Genomic DNA, 17,700 nt, shown 5'->3' with positions numbered 1-17,700 from the left:
GGCGCTAGGACTCGCCGAGCGGCCAACCGAACAGTTCGTAGCTGTTGCGATAGCTGGCGGCGGCGAGTTCTGCGGCGCTGATGCCCTTGAGTTCGGCCAGCCGCTGGCAGATTTCCGGCAGCAGCTCCGGGCTGTTGCGCTCGCCGGCGTGGCCCGCCGGAGGCATGTCTGGCGCGTCGGTTTCCAGCACGATGCCGTGCAGCGGCAACTGTTCGAGCACGCGCTGCATGCGCCGGGCCTGTGGCCAGGTACCGGCGCCGCCGAGGCCCAGCCTGAAACCCAGCTTCAGATATTCGCGCGCTTCCTCCCAGCTGCCGCTGAAGGCATGCACGATGCCGCCGCGGCGCAGCCGATGGCGCTTGAGCGTGGCGATCATCGCCGCATGGGCGCGGCGCACGTGCAGCAGCACCGGCAGTTCGAAGTCGCTGGCCAGCTGGAGCTGGCGCTCGAGAAGGTACTGCTGACGTTCGTGGTCCGGCGCGTCGATGTAGTAGTCCAGGCCGATCTCGCCGATGGCGCACAGTTTCGCTTCGCCGCGCAGGCGCTGCAGCCATTCGCCCAGCGCCGCGAGGTGCTCGTCGCGGTGCTGCCGCTGGTACACCGGATGCAGCCCGAGCGCGGCGTAGACGGCGGGCTGCTCGACGGCCAGCTGCCAGACGCGCTGCCAGTTCTGCGCGTGCACGCCGAGCACGACGATGCGCTCGACACCCAGCGCCGCGCAGCGCGCCAGCACGGCCTGGCGGTCGGCGTCGAAGTCCTCGAAGTCCAGATGGGTGTGGGTGTCGATCAGTGGCACGGACGGTCTGCGCTCGATGGAGTCGGGTTCGGCGCTCATGCTAACGCTCAGCGGCACTCTTCTTCGATCTGGATATCGCTGACGCCCAGCTCGGCCATGCGGCTGTGCTCACTGGCGCGCAGCGGCGATTCCCACGGCGCGTCGACCGCCGCCTGCGGGTTGCGTACGTGCGCCAGGAGGATTTCCAGTTCGGCTTGTTCCAGGCTCGGTTCCTCGAAGGCACTCAGCAGCAGCGAGGCGGGCGCGCCGTTGATGCGGTAATGGATGCGGTAGCGTTTAAGGTCGGTCATGGCGCGGGTCCGGTGCGGCGGCGAGAAGCCTCGACACAACATCGGACCGCAAATACGCCGTCAGTCTCCCGGCTTCTCCCGCGCTTCGCCGGCGAGCAGCGCGGCCTTGCGCGCCAGCCCCCAGCGGTAGCCGGTCAGCGCCTGCTGTGCGCCGACCACACGATGACAGGGCACCAGCAGGCCAACCGGATTACTCGCGCAGGCGCGGGCGACGGCGCGGGCATGACTGTCGAGTGCGTTGGCGAGTTCTCCGTAGCGCCGCGTCTGCCCCGGCGGAATGGCCTGCAAGGCCTGCCAGACCCGCTGCTGGAAGGCACTGCCACGCAGATCCAGCGGCAGCTTGGCCGCGCGCGCCGGCTCTTCGAGCTGGCCGACCACGGCCTGCAGCCAGTCACCGAGACCGGCCTGATCGCGCTGCAGCCGTGCGGCGGCGAAACGTTCGCGCAGCTCCTGTTCCAGCGTCGGCTCGTCGTCGCCGAACAGCAACGCGCAGACGCCGCGCTCGCTCGCGGCGAGCAGCAGCAGGCCCAGCGGGCAAGGGGCGATGGCGTAGCGCAAGGTCTCGCCGGCTCCCTTGCGCAGGCGCTGTGCCGGGCTGAGCGCCTGCGCTTCGGCATACAGCGCGCGGGTGCTCGGGTAGCCGGCGGCCAGCGCCGCATCGAGCACGTTAGCGGCGGCGGGCAGTTGTGCCTGCAGGCGTTCGCGCCGGCGCGCGGCGGCCCAGGTGCGAGGTGTGAGGCCGGTGCGTGCCTTGAACGCACGCGCCAGGTGCGAAGGCGACAGGCCGATGCGCGCCGCCAGCTGGGCGAGCGTCAGCGCCTCGGGCGCTTCGTCCAGCAGGCGACAGGCGGCGGCGACCAGCGTATCGAGCTGCTCGGCCGGGCTTTGCGCCTGTGGCCAGCAGCGCCGGCAGGGGCGGAAACCGGCAGTTTCTGCCTGCTCGGCGTTGCCGAAGAACTGCACACGATCGCGTCGCGGCCGACGCGCCGGACAGCTGGGGCGGCAGTAGATGCCGGTCGAGCGTACGGCGAAGACGAACTCGCCGTCACAGCTGGCGTCGCGCGCGCAGAGTGCTTCCCAGCAGCGGTCATGGTCGAGCATGGCGGTGCTCCGATGAGAGTTGGGGTGATTGTCCGCCTTCGCTGTGCGAGCGCCAATCCGCAGCGCGCTTTCAAACTGCCGGGCGAGCATGGAAGCCCGCCGGGGTTTACCGTAACCTGCAGCCCCGCATTCACCGAGAAGGACCTGCAAGCCGCTGATGAAAACGCCTAAACGACTCGAACCGCTGATCGAGGATGGCCTGATCGACGAGGTGCTGCGGCCGCTGATGAGCGGCAAGGAAGCAGCGGTATATGTGGTGCGCTGTGGCGATGAACTGCGCTGCGCCAAGGTCTACAAGGAAGCCAACAAGCGCAGCTTCCGCCAGGCCGTGAAGTATCAGGAAGGCCGCAAGGTGCGCAGCAGCCGTGATGCGCGGGCGATGGCCAAGGGCTCCAAACACGGCCGCAAGGAGAAGGAAGAGAACTGGCAGAACGCCGAGGTGGCGGCGCTGTTCCGTCTCGCCGATGCCGGCGTGCGGGTGCCCAAGCCGTATGACTTTCTCGACGGCGTGCTGCTGATGGAGATGATCGCCGGCGAGGATGGCGATGCGGCGCCGCGTCTCAACGACGTCGAGCTGCACCCGGATGATGCCCGCGAGTATCACGCCTTCATGATCCACGAGATCGTCAAGATGCTCTGTGCCGGGCTGGTGCATGGCGACTTGTCGGAGTTCAACGTGCTGCTCGACGAGCACGGCCCGGTGATCATCGACCTGCCGCAGGCGGTGGACGCCGCCGGCAACAATCACGCCTTCGAGATGCTCGAGCGGGATGTCGGCAACATGGCGGCCTATTTCGGGCGTTTCGCGCCGGAGCTGAAATTCACCCGCTACGCCAAGGAGATGTGGGCGCTCTACCAGCAGGGCAAGCTGACCCCGGAGAGCGAGCTGACCGGCGAGTTCGCCGAGCCGGAAGACGCCGCCGATCTGGATGCGGTGATGCGTGAGATCAAGGCCACGCTGGCCGAGCAGGCGCGTCGCGAAGCGCTGCGCAATGCCGACGATGCGCCGCACGATGAGCCGCCGCCTCCGCCGTGGCTGCGCCAGTAGCGGCGAGCTTCATTCCAGACCGAACTGTCGCCAGGCCTGCGCTGCACTGATGTGCAGCTGCGCGTGGCGGCGGGCGAGCCGGGCGCGGTCCTTGTCGTAGCCGCCGCCGATCAGCCCGGCCACCGGAATGTCGCGCCCTAGGCAATGCTCGAGCACCGCACTGTCGCGCGCCGCCAGCCCGGCATCGCTGAGATCGAGCAGGCCGAGGGCATCGTCACGGTGCACGTCGACGCCGGCGTCGTACAGCACCAGGTCCGGTTGATACAGCGGCAGCAGGTAGTTCAGCGTGTCGTCGACGATGCGCAGGTATTCCGCATCGCCCAGTCCCGCTGCCAGCGGGATGTCCCAGTCGCTGGTGGCCTTGCGTGCCGGAAAGTTCTTCTCGCAGTGCAACGACACCGTCACCGCGTCCGCCACGCCGTCGAGGATGCGTGCCGTGCCGTCGCCCTGATGCACGTCGCAGTCGAAGATCAGCACGCGGCCGACTCGCCCGCTTTCCAGCAGATAGAGCGCCACCACCGCCAGATCGTTGAAGATGCAGAAGCCAGAGGCATGGTCGCGATGGGCGTGGTGGGTGCCGCCGGCCAGATGACAGGCCAGTCCATGCTGCAGCGCCAGCTCGGCGGTGAGCAGCGAACCGCCCACGGCGCGCACGGTGCGCTGCGCCAGAGCCGGGCTCCATGGCAGGCCGAGCCGGCGCAGCTCCGCCGGGCTCATGTCGCCGCTGCAGTAGCGCGCGACGTAATCGGCGTCGTGGGCGAGGTTGAGCACGTCATGGCGGCACAGCATCGGGCGCCGCAGCGCAGCGTCGGTGGTCAGGCCGCTGTCGACCAGGTGATCGCGCAGCAGGCGAAACTTTTCCATCGGGAAGCGATGCCCGGGTGGCAGCGGCGGGCTGTAGTCGTCGTGAAAGACCAGCGGGAGCGACATGGACGATGCAATCGGGCGGCGGTGGCGAATGAGTATGCGTGGCACCCGGTGCGTTGCTCAAGGATTGCGCGGCGCGCGACAGGTCGTTGCGATGGGCGTAGATGTCGGCTATTGGTGGAGCGTTGACGGCGAAGTCCGTAATATCGCCGACCCGCATCAACGCATATCCAGGACCCGCCATGACCCAGACACTCGATACCCTGGTCAACCTGCTGACGCTGGAACGCATCGAGGAGAATCTGTTCCGTGGCGCCAGCCAGGATCTGGGGTTTCCTCAGCTGTTCGGCGGTCAGGTACTCGGTCAGGTGATTTCCGCCGCCAGCCAGACGGTCGACGCCGCGCGCCACGTGCACTCGCTGCACGGCTACTTCCTGCGCCCGGGCGACTCGCATCAGCCGGTGGTCTACGACGTTGACCGCGTGCGTGACGGCGGCAGCTTTTCGACCCGCCGCGTCAGCGCGATCCAGAAAGGCCAGACCATCTTCACCGGCATCGCTTCGTTCCAGGCCGACGAGCACGGCTACGAACACCAGCTGGCGATGCCCGACGTGGTCGGCCCGGACGAGCTGCCCAGCGAGTGGGACCTGCTGCACAAGCTCTCGCCGCTGGTGCCCGAGCGGGTGATGGAAAAGCTGCGCCGGCCCAAGCCGATCGAGATCCGCCCGGTTACCGTGCAGGACCCGGCCAACCCGCAGCCGATCGAGCCGGTGCGCCATCTGTGGTTCCGTGCCGACGGCGCGCTGCCGGCCAACCCGGCGCTGCACAAGTACCTGCTGGCCTATGCCTCGGACTTCAGCTTCATCGGCACCGCGCTGCAGCCGCACGGGGTCAGTTCGTGGAGCAAGTTCATCCAGCTGGCCAGCCTCGATCATGCGATCTGGTTCCACCGCGAGGTGAAGATCGACGACTGGCTGCTGTATTCCATCGATAGCCCCTGGGCCGGTAATGCCCGTGGCTTCGCCCGCGGCAGTATCTTCAACCGTCAGGGCCAGCTGGTCGCCTCGGTGGCGCAGGAAGGCTTGATCCGCGTGCGCGAGGATTGGATGTGAACCTCGCCGGTGCGCGCCACTGGGTGTTCGACATGGACGGCACGCTGACCATCGCCGTGCACGATTTCGCCGCGATCCGCCGCGCGCTGCAGATTCCCGAGAGCGACGACATCCTCCATCATCTCGCTGCGCTGCCGCCGGAGCAGGCCGCGCCCAAGCGCGCCTGGCTGCTCGCGCACGAGCGCGAGCTGGCCTGCGCGGCGCGTCCGGCCACGGGTGCGTTCGAGTTGTTGCAGGCACTGCGCGAGCGCGATTGCCGCCTCGGCGTGCTCACCCGCAATGCCCACGAGCTGGCGCTGGTGACGCTGGAAACGGTCGGCCTGGGCGATTTTTTCAGCGCCGAAGACATCCTCGGCCGCGACGAGGCGCCGCCCAAGCCGCATCCCGGCGGCCTGCTGCAGCTGGCCGCGCGCTGGGGTATAGAGCCGTGCGCGATGATGATGGTTGGCGACTATCGCTTCGATCTGGAGTGTGCCCGCGCCGCGGGGGCGCGCAGCGTGCTGGTCAACCTGCCGGAGAACCCCTGGCCGGAGCTGGCCGACCTGTACGCGCGCGACTGCCGCGCGCTGCATGGGCTGCTGGAAACCGCCAGCCGCTAGTTCTGCCAGCGGTTCGCACTACAGGCGCGCCGCCTTGAAGGTGTCGCAGCGTCCCGGTTCGCCGTGCTCGAAGCCGGCGCGGAACCAGCGCACGCGCTGCGCCGAGGTGCCGTGGGTGAAGGCGTCGGGCACCACGCGACCCTGGCTCTGCTGCTGCAGGCGATCGTCGCCGATGGCGTTGGCGGCGTTCAGTGCCTCCTCCAGGTCGCCTTGCTCCAGCCAGTCCAGGCGTTGCTGCGCATGGTAGGCCCAGACACCGGCGAAGCAGTCGGCCTGCAGCTCCTGGCGCACCAGCAGGCCACTGTCGCCTTCCATCTGCGCGCCGCGCTGGCGGGCCGTCTGCATCCGTTGCGAGACGCCGAGCAGCGTCTGCACATGGTGACCGACCTCATGGGCGATCACGTAGGCCTGGGCGAAATCGCCGGCGGCGGCGAAGCGCCGGGCCATGTCGTCGAAGAACTGCAGGTCGAGATAGACCTGCTGGTCGCCGGGGCAGTAGAACGGGCCGACCGCCGAGCTGGCGAAACCGCAGGCCGAGTTCACCCCGCCGCGAAACAGCACCAGGGTCGGATCGCGGTACTGCGCGCCGCTCTGCTGGAACAGCGCGCGCCAAGTGTCCTCGGTGTCGCCGAGCACGGCGCGGACGAATTCCACCTGTGGATCGTCGCCGGCGGGTCGCTCGCCCTGCTGCGACACCGCCGGACCGCCCTGACTGGCCAACTGGCCGAGAATCTGCAACGGGTCCTGCCCGGAGAGCAGGCCGAGCACCACCACGATGGCGATGCCGCCCAGCCCCAGCCCACCGCCGAGGCGCATCCCGCTGCGGCCTCTGGCATCCACTACGTTGTCGCTGCGACGAGCCCGGTTCCAGCGCATGGTGGTGTTTCCTCTATTGAACGACTACCGGCATCAGACCGGCCGGACTAGAGAATAGCTGCACGCGGACGCCAGGCCTGCCACGCTTCGCTCATGCGCCAGCCGGCGACGCACGGCGAACGAAAGGCCCGATGAACGGTCCGATGGCGACCGGGAGTCCAAGTCGCACAGCAGGAGTTTTCGATGCGTTTTGCCCGTTTGGTTCTGGCGATCCAGGCGCTGATCATGTTCGCGCTCAGCCTGGCGTACTGGCTGCGTCCCTACGAAATGGCCAATCTCAACGGCATGCTGCTGATGGAGTCGGCGTCGATCAGCCATATGCGGGTGTACTACGGTGGCTTGCAGCTAGGGCTGGCGCTGTTCCTGTTCTGGGCCATGCGCGGGCCCGAGCGAGCGCGGGCGGCACTGGTGATGCTGGTGATCACCATGCTGGCGCTGGCGGGGGGACGCCTCGGTGCGCTGGCACTGGATGGCGGCGAGCTGATTGGCTTCGACCTGGCCTCGTTGCTCTACCGTCTCCTGGCTGCTGCCCTGGCGGCGCTGGCCCTGTGGTTGCTGCGCGAGCCGGCCGCGGTCGAGGCCGGCGAGGCACCGGCGCAACGGGTCGAGCCGCCGACGCGGCGGCTGGTCGACGAGCCGCCGCAGCCGTTCCGTGTGGGCGATGCGCGACCCGAGCCGCCGGCGGCGGACGCCGCGGCGCCGCAAGCGTTCCGCCGCGGCGATCCCCAGCCCTGAGTCAGCGCGTCGCCTGGGCCAGCTGGGCGTAGTCGGCGGTCAACGCTTCCAGCTTCTGCAGCAGCGATTCGGCGGTGGTGACGATCACCGTCGGCACGTAGCGACCGTCTTCCGTCAGCTTGAAACCGACGCGGGCGAAACGCCATTGGTTGCTGATGTGTTCGAGGCGATCGTTGATCTGCTCGGTGTTCTGCTTGGCCGCGTGCAGTTCGTCCAGGCCCCGGTCGAATTCCTCCACCGCCGTATCGAATTTGCTCCGCAGTTCGGCGTCCGGCAGGTTCCAGCTCAGTGCCAGGTAGAGCATGGCGATGCGCTGGCTGAGCATGCGCAGCCGGCCGCTGCGGTTGACCAGATGCGCGGGCTGGCTGCCGTTGTGCTGTTCGATCCGCAGCGCCAGCGTCTCGCTCTGTGCGAGGAAGCGTTCGGCCAGCTTGAGCATCTCCAGCGAGCGCGGCTTGTCCGGCGCGGCAAGCGCCTGTTCGCGCAGCTGCTGCCAAGTCAGCCCGGCCTCGTCGACTGCCCCGCGGATCGCGGCGCTGGGGGCGTAGTCGCCGAGCAGCTGGCTGTTTTCCTCGACACTGGCGACGCTGGCATCGAGCTGCGCCTGCGCAAGTTCGCTGCGGGTCTGGGTGCCGATCATCAGGTAGCTCTTGGCGATGCGCTGGCCGAGCATGCGTTGCTGGCCGGCGCGGTTGATGGCTTCAGCATCGCTGATGGCGGCTTGGCCGGGCAGGGCGCCGAGCAGCAGGCCGAGCAGCAGCGTGCCGCGAAGCAGGTGTTGAAACATGTGGACTCCTTCCATGTGGATTCGGCTGTCGCTGCCGTATCCGCGACAGCGGACCGGCGTGCGAGACGGCGCGAACGATAGGAGCCTTTGCCCGTTGGCCAATGATGCGAGTCAAGCGGTACGGGGTCGAAGGAGGTATTCCCCGGTGCGGCGGAGACGGGCGCGACAAGCGCCTGCGCGTCCTGCCTGTCGCGCTGCGAGGCAGGGCTGGCGGGCCTTGCGCGGCTGCCGGGCGACTATGTCTTTGGGGATACGCCGGGGCAGCCGGCGTGCGACGCCGTGTCAGCCGCGCTGGCGCTCGTTTTCCAGCGCCCACACGGCGGCCTCGACCCGCGAGCGCAGCCCGAGCTTGTGCAGCAGGTTCTTCACGTGGACCTTCACCGTGCCCTCGGTGATGCCCAGCTTGCGGCCGATCATCTTGTTGCTGTTACCGCCGGCGATCATCTTCAGCACCTGACGCTCGCGCTCGGTCAACTCCACCTCCGGCGCAACCGGCTGGCCGACGCGCAGCGCCTGCGCCATGACCCGCGCCAGTGCCGGGCTGACCACCAGGTCGCCTTGCAGCACCTCACGGATCTGCTGGATCAGTTTCTCCGGCTCCATGTCCTTGAGCAGGTAGCCGTCGGCGCCGAAGCGCAGCGCGTCGCGCACGTCTTCTTCGGCATCGGACACCGTGAACAGCAGCACCTTGCCGTCGTAGCCATCCTGGCGCAGGCGCTTGAGCGTCTCGATGCCGTTGAGCGTGGGCATGTTGTTGTCCAGCAGGATCAGCGCCGGCTGCAGTTCCGGCACCCGGCGCAGGGCCTCCTCGCCATCGCTGGCTTCGCCGACGATGACGAAGTCGTCTTCCAGTTCGAGCAGCTGGCGCATGCCGCGACGCATCATGGGGTGGTCGTCGACGAGCAGGATGCTGTGGCGGGAGTCGTTCATGCAGTGTCTCTCTCGAGATCGCGGCCGAGGAACTGCGGCGCGAAGTTCAGTTGCACGCGAGTGCCGTTGGGCTCGCGTTGTTCGATGCGCAGGCGCCCGTGCAAATTGCGGGCGCGCTCGAGCATGATGGTCAGGCCGTGGTGCAGGCGCGGGTCGAAATCCAGGGAAACCCCGCAACCGTCGTCCTCGATGAGCATTTCCACTTCCGAGCCGATCTGCTGCACGGTGAGCCAGACATGGCTGGCGCCGGAGTGACGGGCGCAGTTGGACAGCGCCTCGCGGGCGATCTGCAGCAGGTGGATCTGCTCGCTGGCCGACAGGCCGAACGGCAGCGTCTTGACGTTCAGCTGCACCGGGAATTGGCCGCGCTCGGAGAATTCGCGCGCGGTGTCGTCCAGCGCCTTGCGCAGCCCGCCTTCCTGGATCTTCAGACGGAAGGTGGTGAGCAGCTCGCGCAACTGGCGGTAGGCGTTGTTCAGCCCGTCGCGGATTTCCTCGGTGACCTTTTCCAGCTGCTCCGGCGGCTCACCGCGGTGCATCAGCGTCTGCAGGCGGCTGACCTGCAGCTTCATGTACGACAGCGCCTGGGCCAGCGAATCGTGCAGTTCGCGGGCGATGATGGCGCGCTCCTCGAACAGCAGCAGGCGGTGGTCTTGCTCGCGGCGACGCTCCAGCGACAGCGCGGTGCCGATCAGGTTAGCCAGTGCTTCGATCAGCTCCAGCTCCCATTGCTGCGGTGGCCGGCCGTCGGCGAAGGCGGCGCGCAGCTCGCCCAGCTCGCTGCCCTGGTTGACCACCGGGCTGGCCACGATATTGCGCCGCTGGTGCAGGGTGCAGGTGGCGCAGTCGCCCGGCGAGCAGATTTCGCGCAGCTCGCTGCCGTGCAGGGCGATCAGTTGCTCGGCCGGTTCGCGCGGATCGCCGTGCAGGCACAGGGTCAGGCGCAGGCCCGGCAGGCGGTTCTGGAAACTGTCGATCAGCTTGTCCAGCGATTCGGCGCTGGCCGGCCCGCTGGCCAGGCTGCGGCTGCCTTGATAGAGCAGTTGCAGCGCGGCGTTGGCCTGGGCGAGGTGCGCGGTTTTCTGGGCGACGCGGCTCTCAAGGGTGTGATGCGATTGCTCCAGCGCCTCGGCCATCGCGTTAAAGCTGTTGGCCATGTGCCCCAGTTCGTCCTCCGAGCGGTACTGCACGCGCGCGCTGAGATCGCCGGCTCGGAAGCGCTCGGTGGCGCGCACCAGCTCCTGCAGCGGGCTGAGCACGCTGCTCTGCAGGCTGTACATGCCGACCATCAGCACCATCACCGTGACGAACAGCGCGGTGCCCTGGATCGCCAGCTGCCAGCTCTGCTTGCGCTCGCTCTGGCGCTGCAGCAGCAGGACGAACTGGTTGAGTTGTTCGACGAAATCGTCGGCATTGGCATGGAAGACCGCGACATCGCCACGCTCGAGCGCGGGCGCGAGCTGGTTGTGCCAGCGCTCGCGCAGGCCGGCATAGGCCTGATTGAGCGGCGACTGCTGATCGCTGCGCAGGATGCGGGTCAGGTTGATGCTTTCCAGGCGGTGGCGGAAGTTGTCGCCCTGGCGCTGGATTTCCGCGTTGTCGGTGCCAGCCTGCAGCCGCCAGCTCAGTTTGTATACCGACATGCGCAGCGAACCGGCGGTATTGATCGCGGCGGCATCGTCCTCGCTCAGCCAGGCGATCAGCCCGGCGCTGACGGCGCTGCCCAGCGCGAGGGTGCCGATCAGCAGGACCGCGACCCCGGCCCTTGCCGGCAGCGACCCACGGAACCAGTGGAATATCCGCACGCTACCTCCAAAGAGTTCCAGGACCGCCGCTTCGCCTGCCGGTTCGGGCTCTGATTGAATAACTAGCTGAATTTGAAAGGAAAAAAACCAAAAAAACTAACTACCTCCAAGGTGGTAGCGGGCAAATCATACTCTTTTGGTCGGGAATTTCGTCTTGATCCAAGTCAACGGAATCCGGCCCGCGCGTTAATAGCTTGCAAGCCAGGTCGAGCGTTCGGGGGAGTCCGACAATGGCTAAGTTGAACATGCAACAGGGGCTGGTGCTGGGGATGAGCACCGTCGCATTCACGATCTGCTTCATGATCTGGATGATGTTTGCCGTGCTCGGGGTGCCGATCAAGGAGATCTTCCAGCTCAACGAAACGCAGTTCGGCCTGCTCGCCGCGACGCCGGTGCTTACCGGTTCGCTGGTGCGTCTGCCGCTGGGCATGCTCACCGACAAGTTCGGCGGGCGCATCGTGTTCTTCATGCTGATGCTGATCTGCGTGCTGCCGATCTACCTGATCAGCGAAGCGACCGCCTACTGGCACTTCCTCGTGCTGGGCCTGTTCGTCGGCCTGGCCGGCGGCTCCTTCTCGGTCGGCATCGCCTACGTCGCCAAATGGTTCGACAAGAGCAACCAGGGCCTGGCGATGGGCATCTTCGGCGCCGGCAACGCCGGTTCGGCGCTGACCAAGTTCATCGCCCCGGCGATCATCGCCGCTGGCAGCTGGCAGATGGTGCCCAAGGTCTACTCGGCGATCATGTTCATCACCGCGCTGCTGTTCTGGTTCCTGACCAGCGAGAACAAGGCGCACCGCGTGGCCAGCACCGTCACCCTCAAGAGCCAGTTGCAGGCGCTGAAGGATCCGGCCGTGTGGCGCTACTGCCAGTACTACTCAATCGTCTTCGGCGGCTACGTCGCGCTGGCGCTGTGGATGACCAAGTACTACGTGCAGGAGTATGGCTTCAGCCTGCAGGCCGCCGCGCTGCTGGCCGCCTGCTTCTCGCTGCCCGGCGGCGTGCTGCGCGCCGTGGGCGGCTGGATGTCGGACAAATGGGGCGCGCAGAGCGTGACCTGGTGGGTGATGTGGGTGAGCTGGGTGTGCCTGTTCCTGCTGTCCTACCCGCAGACCGATTTCACCATCCAGACCGTCGAGGGCTCGCGCACCTTCCACATCGGGCTCAACGCCTGGGTGTTCACCGCGCTGATGTTCATCGTCGGCATCGCCTTCGCTTTCGGCAAGGCCTCGGTGTTCAAGTACATCTCCGATGACTACCCCGAAAACATGGGCGTCATCTCCGGCATCGTCGGCCTGGCCGGCGGCCTGGGCGGCTTCGTGCTGCCGATCATGTTCGGCGCCCTGGTGGACCTCACCGGCGTGCGTTCCTCCGCCTTCATGCTGCTGTACGGCGTGGTCTGGGTCTCCCTGATCTGGATGTACTTCAGCGAAGTGCGCAAAACCCCTCTGATGGGCAAGGCCGGCCAAGGCCAGCAGCCCTCCGCGTCCTGATCCCACCTGGAGCATGTCCATGACAGCCATCGATTCATCCGCGGCCAAACGGCCGCCCAAACAGGGACCGGTCATCCATGACTGGCGCCCGGAAGACGCTCAGTTCTGGGCCGCCACCGGCAAGGCCATCGCCACGCGCAACCTGTGGATATCGATCCCCGCGCTGCTGCTGGCGTTTGCCGTTTGGATGGTCTGGAGCACGGTTATCGTGCGGCTGAATGCCATCGGTTTCGGCTTCAGCACCGACCAGCTGTTCTGGCTGGCGGCGCTGCCGGGGCTGTCTGGCGCGACGCTGCGCATCTTCTACTCGTTCATGGTGCCGGTGTTCGGCGGCCGCCGCTGGACCGCGATCAGCACCGCGTCGCTGGCCATCCCGGCGCTGTGGATGGGCTTCGCCGTACAGAACCCGGAGACGCCCTACAGCGTGTTCGTGATCATCGCGCTGCTGTGCGGCTTCGGTGGCGGCAACTTCGCCTCGTCGATGTCCAACATCAGCTTCTTCTATCCCAAGGCGCAGCAGGGCACCGCGCTCGGCCTGAACGCCGGCCTGGGCAACCTTGGCGTGTCGGTGATGCAGTTCAGCGTGCCGCTGCTGATCGGCATGGGCCTGTTCGGCGCCGCCGGTGGCCAGCCGCAGGAACTGGCCGATGGCGGCCAGCTGTGGCTGCAGAATGCCGGTTTCATCTGGGTGCCGTTCATCCTCGCGGTGACCGTTGCGGCCTGGTTCGGCATGAACGACCTGTCGTCCGCACGCGCCTCGTTCAGCGAGCAGGCAGTGATCTTCAAGCGCAAGCACAACTGGCTGATGTGCTGGCTGTACCTGGCCACCTTCGGCTCGTTCATCGGCTTCGCCGCCGCGTTCCCGATGCTGATCAAGACCTCCTTCCCGGAAGTCAACGCACTGAGCTTCGCCTTCCTCGGTCCGCTGGTCGGCGCCCTGGTGCGTCCGCTGGGCGGCTTCGTGGCGGACAAGCTGGGCGGCGCGCGCGTCACCCTGTGGAACTTCGTGGTGATGATCGCTGCGGTGTTCGGCGTGCTGCAGTTCCTGCCCGAGGCCGGACAGAGCGGCAACTTCTACGGCTTTCTCGCCATGTTCATGCTGCTGTTCGTTACCACCGGCATCGGCAACGGCTCCACCTTCCGCATGATCCCGGTGATCTTCCGCACGCTGCACGAGCGCCGTGCCGGCAAGAACGCCGCCGCCCGTGAGGAAGCGCTGCGTGCCGCCGGCAAGGAATCGGCCGCGGTGCTGGGCTTCAGCTCGGCGATCGGCGCCTTCGGTGCGTTCTTCATTCCCAAGTCGTTCGGCTCCTCCATCGCCCTCACCGGCGGCCCGGAGATGGCCATGTACGGCTTCGTTGCCTACTACGTGACCTGCATTCTGGTGACCTGGTGGTGGTACTCGCGCAAAGGCGCCGAGACCCCCTGCTGAGTCGACTTCGAGATTAAAAGTAGAGCGCAGGCACGACCTGCGCTCAGTCTGAGAGGAAAGAAACGATGAGTTACCTACTCGACCAGCTGCGCTTTTTCAATCGCAAGCAAGGAGAGTTCGCTGACGGACACGGCGAAACCCGCATCGAATCGCGTGATTGGGAAAACGTCTACCGCTCGCGCTGGCAGTACGACAAGATCGTGCGTTCCACCCACGGGGTGAACTGCACCGGTTCGTGCTCCTGGAAAATCTACGTGAAGAACGGCCTGATCACCTGGGAAACCCAGCAGACCGACTACCCGCGCACCCGTAACGACCTGCCCAACCACGAGCCGCGTGGCTGCCCGCGTGGCGCGAGCTACAGCTGGTACATCTACAGCGCCAACCGCCTGAAGTACCCCAAGGTGCGCAAGCCGCTGCTGAAACTCTGGCGCGAGGCACGCCGCAACATGGCGCCGGTGGATGCCTGGGCCAGCATCGTCGAGGACAAGGCCAAGGCTGAATCGTACAAGAGCAAGCGCGGCATGGGCGGCTTCATCCGCTCCAGCTGGGACGAGGTCAACGAGATCATCGCCGCGGCCAACGTCTACACCGTCAAGCAGTACGGCCCGGACCGCGTGGTCGGCTTCTCGCCGATCCCGGCGATGTCGATGGTTTCCTACGCTGCCGGTAGCCGTTACCTGTCGCTGATCGGTGGCGTGTGCCTGTCGTTCTACGACTGGTACTGCGACCTGCCGCCGTCCTCGCCGCAGGTATGGGGCGAGCAGACCGACGTGCCGGAATCGGCCGACTGGTACAACTCCAACTACATCATCGCCTGGGGCTCCAACGTCCCGCAGACGCGTACCCCGGACGCGCACTTCTTCACCGAAGTCCGCTACAAGGGCACCAAGACCGTGTCGATCACCCCGGACTACTCCGAGGTGGCCAAGCTCACCGACCAGTGGCTGAACCCCAAGCAGGGCACTGACGCCGCGCTGGCACAGGCCTTCGCCCACGTCATCTTCAAGGAATTCCACCTCGAGAAGCCGAGCGCCTACTTCACCGACTACGCCAAGCGCTACACCGACATGCCGATGCTGGTGCTGCTCAACGAGAAGGACGGCAGCTTCATCGCCGACCGCTTCCTGCGCGCCTCCGACCTGACCGGCAACCTCGGCCAGGACAACAACCCCGAGTGGAAGACCATTGCCGTCGACGCCAACGGCGAGCTGGTGTCGCCGCAGGGTTCGATCGGCTATCGCTGGGGCGAGAAGGGCAAGTGGAACATCGAGGCGCGTGAGGGCGGCGCCGGTCGTGACGTCGATCTGCGACTCAGCCAGATCGACAGCGGCGAAACCGCCGAGATTGCCTTCCCCTACTTCGGCGGGCAGGTTCACGAGCACTTCACCGCGGTCGAGGGCGACGAAATCCAGCTGCGCCGCGTGCCGGTACTCAGCGTCACCCTGGCCGACGGCCGCAGCGCCAAGGTCGCCAGCGTGTTCGACCTGATGGCCGCCAACCTGGGTATCGCCCGTGGCCTGGGCGGCGCCAACGTCGCTGCCAGCTACGACGACGCCAGCGTGCCGGGCACTCCGGCCTGGCAGGAGAAGATCACCGGCGTGGCGCGCGAGAAGGCGATCCAGATCGCCCGCGAGTTCGCCGACAACGCCGACAAGACCAAGGGTCGTTCCATGATCATCGTCGGTGCGGCGATGAACCACTGGTACCACATGGACATGAACTACCGCGGCCTGATCAACATGCTGATGTTGTGTGGCTGCGTGGGTCAGACCGGTGGCGGCTGGGCCCACTACGTCGGTCAGGAAAAGCTGCGTCCGCAGTGCGGCTGGCTGCCGCTGGCCTTCGGCCTCGACTGGAGCCGTCCGCCGCGCCAGATGAACGGCACCAGCTTCTTCTACAACCACAGCTCGCAGTGGCGTCACGAGAAGATGAGCATCCACGAAGTGCTCTCGCCGCTGGCCGACAAGTCGCAGTTCCCCGAGCACATGCTCGACTACAACATCCGCGCCGAACGTGCCGGCTGGCTGCCGAGCGCCCCGCAGCTCAACCGCAACCCGCTGCAGATCTGCCGTGACGCCAAGGCCGCCGGCATGTCGCCGGTCGACTACGTCACCAAGTCGCTGAAGGACGGCACGCTGCGCTTCTCCTGCGAGCAGCCGGACAGCCCGGAAAACTTCCCGCGCAACATGTTCGTCTGGCGTTCCAACCTGCTGGGTTCCTCCGGCAAGGGCCACGAGTACATGCTCAAGTACCTGCTGGGGACCAAGAACGGCGTGATGAACGAAGACCTTGGCAAGCGCGCCGACGGCTTCAAGCCGACCGAGGCCGAGTGGGTCGACAACGGTGCCATCGGCAAGCTCGACCTGGTCACCACCCTCGACTTCCGCATGTCCTCCACCTGTGTGTACTCCGACATCGTCCTGCCGACCGCGACCTGGTACGAGAAGGACGACATGAACACCTCGGACATGCACCCGTTCATCCACCCGCTGTCCGCGGCGATCGACCCGGCCTGGGAAGCCAAGTCCGACTGGGAGATCTACAAGGGCATCGCCAAGGCCTTCTCGAAGATGGCCGAAGGGCAGCTGGGCGTCGAACAGGATCTGGTCACCGTGCCGCTGCTGCACGACACCCCCGGTGAGCTGGCGCAGCCGTTCGGCGGCACCGACTGGAAGACCGAGGGCAAGGACCCGGTGCCGGGCAAGAACTGCCCGAACATCACCGTGGTTGAGCGCGACTACCCGAACACCTACAAGAAGTTCACCTCGCTCGGCCCGCTGCTCGACAAGCTGGGCAACGGCGGCAAGGGCATCAACTGGAACACCGAGCACGAGGTCGAGTTCCTCGGCGAGCTGAACTACAAGGTGCGCGAGGAGGGTGTCAGCCAGGGCCGGCCGAAGATCGAAACGGCCATCGACGCGGCGGAAGTGATCCTCTCGCTGGCGCCGGAAACCAACGGCCACGTCGCCGTCAAGGCCTGGGCCGCGCTGTCGGAATTCACCGGCCGCGACCACAGCCACCTGGCGCTGCCCAAGGAGCATGAGGCGATCCGCTTCCGTGACATCCAGGCGCAGCCGCGCAAGATCATCTCCAGCCCGACCTGGTCCGGCCTGGAAGACGAGCACGTCAGCTACAACGCCGGCTACACCAACGTTCACGAGCTGATCCCATGGCGCACCATCACCGGCCGCCAGCAGTTCTATCAGGATCACCCGTGGATGCTGGCGTTCGGCGAGGGGCTGATGAGCTACCGGCCGCCGATCAACACCCGTTCCACCGGCTACGTGCAGGGCAAGAAGTCCAACGGCAACCCGGAGATCGCGCTGAACTGGATCACCCCGCACCAGAAGTGGGGCATCCACTCCACCTACACCGACAACCTGATCATGCTGACCCTCAGCCGTGGCGGCCCGATCGTGTGGATGAGCGAGATCGACGCGAAGAAGGTCGGCATCGAGGACAACGACTGGATCGAGTGCTTCAACGCCAACGGCGCCCTGACCGCCCGTGCGGTGGTCAGCCAGCGCGTGATGGAAGGCATGGTGATGATGTACCACGCCCAGGAACGCATCGTGAACGTGCCCGGCTCCGAGACCACCAAGACCCGCGGCGGCCACCACAACTCGGTGACCCGCGTGGTGCTCAAGCCCACCCACATGATCGGCGGCTACGCCCAGCTGGCGTACGGCTTCAACTACTACGGCACGGTCGGTTGCAACCGCGATGAATTCGTCGTGGTACGCAAGATGAAGAACGTCGACTGGCTCGACGGCCCGAACGGCGATGCACTGCCGCAACCCCTGCCGCAAGATATCTGAGGAAAAAG

At 66.6% G+C, this 17,700-nt stretch carries 15 protein-coding genes; 7 read left to right on the top strand and 8 right to left on the bottom strand.

All coding sequences use genetic code 11. The features are described from left to right. Positions 1 to 4: 4 nt before the first annotated feature. Genes U8L64_RS16235 through ada form a run of 3 tightly spaced genes read right to left on the bottom strand, consistent with a single transcriptional unit; the run spans position 5 to position 2,187 of the window. Positions 5 to 835, bottom strand: a complete 831-nt coding sequence (locus U8L64_RS16235) for a TatD family hydrolase (RefSeq protein ID WP_077682092.1) — start codon at positions 833 to 835, stop codon at positions 5 to 7. Between the two features lie 8 nt (positions 836 to 843). Beyond that, a complete protein-coding gene (locus U8L64_RS16230) occupies positions 844 to 1,086 on the bottom strand; it encodes a hypothetical protein (RefSeq protein WP_008569756.1) in 243 nt (80 codons plus the stop codon). Between the two features lie 60 nt (positions 1,087 to 1,146). After that, positions 1,147 to 2,187 carry a bifunctional DNA-binding transcriptional regulator/O6-methylguanine-DNA methyltransferase Ada gene (gene ada, locus U8L64_RS16225; protein WP_333398284.1) on the bottom strand — a complete coding sequence of 347 codons (1,041 nt, stop codon included), beginning with the start codon at positions 2,185 to 2,187 and terminating at the stop codon, positions 1,147 to 1,149. A gap of 157 nt (positions 2,188 to 2,344) precedes the next feature. On the opposite strand from ada, the gene U8L64_RS16220 reads away from it, so the two are divergent. Continuing rightward, positions 2,345 to 3,235: a PA4780 family RIO1-like protein kinase gene (locus U8L64_RS16220; RefSeq protein ID WP_333398283.1), complete on the top strand. Its 891-nt coding sequence runs from the start codon at positions 2,345 to 2,347 to the stop codon at positions 3,233 to 3,235. A 9-nt stretch (positions 3,236 to 3,244) separates the two neighbouring features. Here the strand turns inward: U8L64_RS16220 and U8L64_RS16215 are convergent, their stop codons facing one another. Beyond that, the gene (locus tag U8L64_RS16215) at positions 3,245 to 4,165 is read right to left on the bottom strand and encodes a histone deacetylase family protein (protein ID WP_333398282.1); all 921 of its coding nucleotides are present in this window, start codon (positions 4,163 to 4,165) and stop codon (positions 3,245 to 3,247) included. Between the two features lie 179 nt (positions 4,166 to 4,344). Here U8L64_RS16215 and tesB point away from each other — a divergent pair, with 179 nt between their 5' ends. Then, on the top strand, positions 4,345 to 5,214 hold the full coding sequence (tesB, locus tag U8L64_RS16210; protein ID WP_043299150.1) for an acyl-CoA thioesterase II: 870 nt from the start codon (positions 4,345 to 4,347) through the stop codon (positions 5,212 to 5,214). A 32-nt stretch (positions 5,215 to 5,246) separates the two neighbouring features. Next, entirely contained in the window at positions 5,247 to 5,813 is a 567-nt protein-coding gene (locus U8L64_RS16205) for an HAD family hydrolase (protein ID WP_418652741.1), read from the top strand. Positions 5,814 to 5,831: 18 nt separating this feature from the next. Here U8L64_RS16205 and ypfJ read toward each other — a convergent pair whose 3' ends face one another. Further along, positions 5,832 to 6,689 (bottom strand): KPN_02809 family neutral zinc metallopeptidase, encoded by an 858-nt coding sequence (ypfJ, locus tag U8L64_RS16200; RefSeq protein WP_043299146.1) that lies wholly within the window; start codon positions 6,687 to 6,689, stop codon positions 5,832 to 5,834. 183 nt (positions 6,690 to 6,872) lie between these two features. Between ypfJ and U8L64_RS16195 the strand changes: the two genes are divergently transcribed. Beyond that, positions 6,873 to 7,424 (top strand): DUF4345 domain-containing protein, encoded by a 552-nt coding sequence (locus tag U8L64_RS16195; protein WP_043299144.1) that lies wholly within the window; start codon positions 6,873 to 6,875, stop codon positions 7,422 to 7,424. A 1-nt stretch (position 7,425) separates the two neighbouring features. Here the strand turns inward: U8L64_RS16195 and U8L64_RS16190 are convergent, their stop codons facing one another. From U8L64_RS16190 to U8L64_RS16180, 3 genes are all read right to left on the bottom strand, one after another. Further along, entirely contained in the window at positions 7,426 to 8,211 is a 786-nt protein-coding gene (locus U8L64_RS16190; RefSeq protein ID WP_054094586.1) for a type IV pili methyl-accepting chemotaxis transducer N-terminal domain-containing protein, read from the bottom strand. 282 nt (positions 8,212 to 8,493) lie between these two features. Then, positions 8,494 to 9,141, bottom strand: a complete 648-nt coding sequence (gene narL / locus U8L64_RS16185) for a two-component system response regulator NarL (protein ID WP_156715381.1) — start codon at positions 9,139 to 9,141, stop codon at positions 8,494 to 8,496. Further along, positions 9,138 to 10,940 carry a histidine kinase gene (locus tag U8L64_RS16180; protein WP_234303363.1) on the bottom strand — a complete coding sequence of 601 codons (1,803 nt, stop codon included), beginning with the start codon at positions 10,938 to 10,940 and terminating at the stop codon, positions 9,138 to 9,140. The genes narL and U8L64_RS16180 overlap by 4 nt, the downstream gene beginning before the upstream one ends. Before the next feature lie 236 nt (positions 10,941 to 11,176). Between U8L64_RS16180 and U8L64_RS16175 the strand changes: the two genes are divergently transcribed. From U8L64_RS16175 to U8L64_RS16165, 3 genes are all read left to right on the top strand, one after another. Further along, positions 11,177 to 12,439: an MFS transporter gene (locus tag U8L64_RS16175; protein ID WP_043299139.1), complete on the top strand. Its 1,263-nt coding sequence runs from the start codon at positions 11,177 to 11,179 to the stop codon at positions 12,437 to 12,439. A 19-nt stretch (positions 12,440 to 12,458) separates the two neighbouring features. After that, complete coding sequence (locus U8L64_RS16170) at positions 12,459 to 13,871, top strand: NarK family nitrate/nitrite MFS transporter (RefSeq protein ID WP_333398281.1); 1,413 nt, start codon at positions 12,459 to 12,461, stop codon at positions 13,869 to 13,871. A gap of 65 nt (positions 13,872 to 13,936) precedes the next feature. Then, positions 13,937 to 17,692, top strand: a complete 3,756-nt coding sequence (locus U8L64_RS16165) for a nitrate reductase subunit alpha (RefSeq protein ID WP_273525700.1) — start codon at positions 13,937 to 13,939, stop codon at positions 17,690 to 17,692. Positions 17,693 to 17,700 lie beyond the last annotated feature (8 nt).

Source organism: Pseudomonas sp. FIP_A4, from assembly GCF_036701605.1.
In the GTDB taxonomy this organism is placed as follows: Bacteria; Pseudomonadota; Gammaproteobacteria; order Pseudomonadales; family Pseudomonadaceae; genus Stutzerimonas; species Stutzerimonas phenolilytica.
This window is presented reverse-complemented; position numbering and strand designations above follow the sequence as displayed.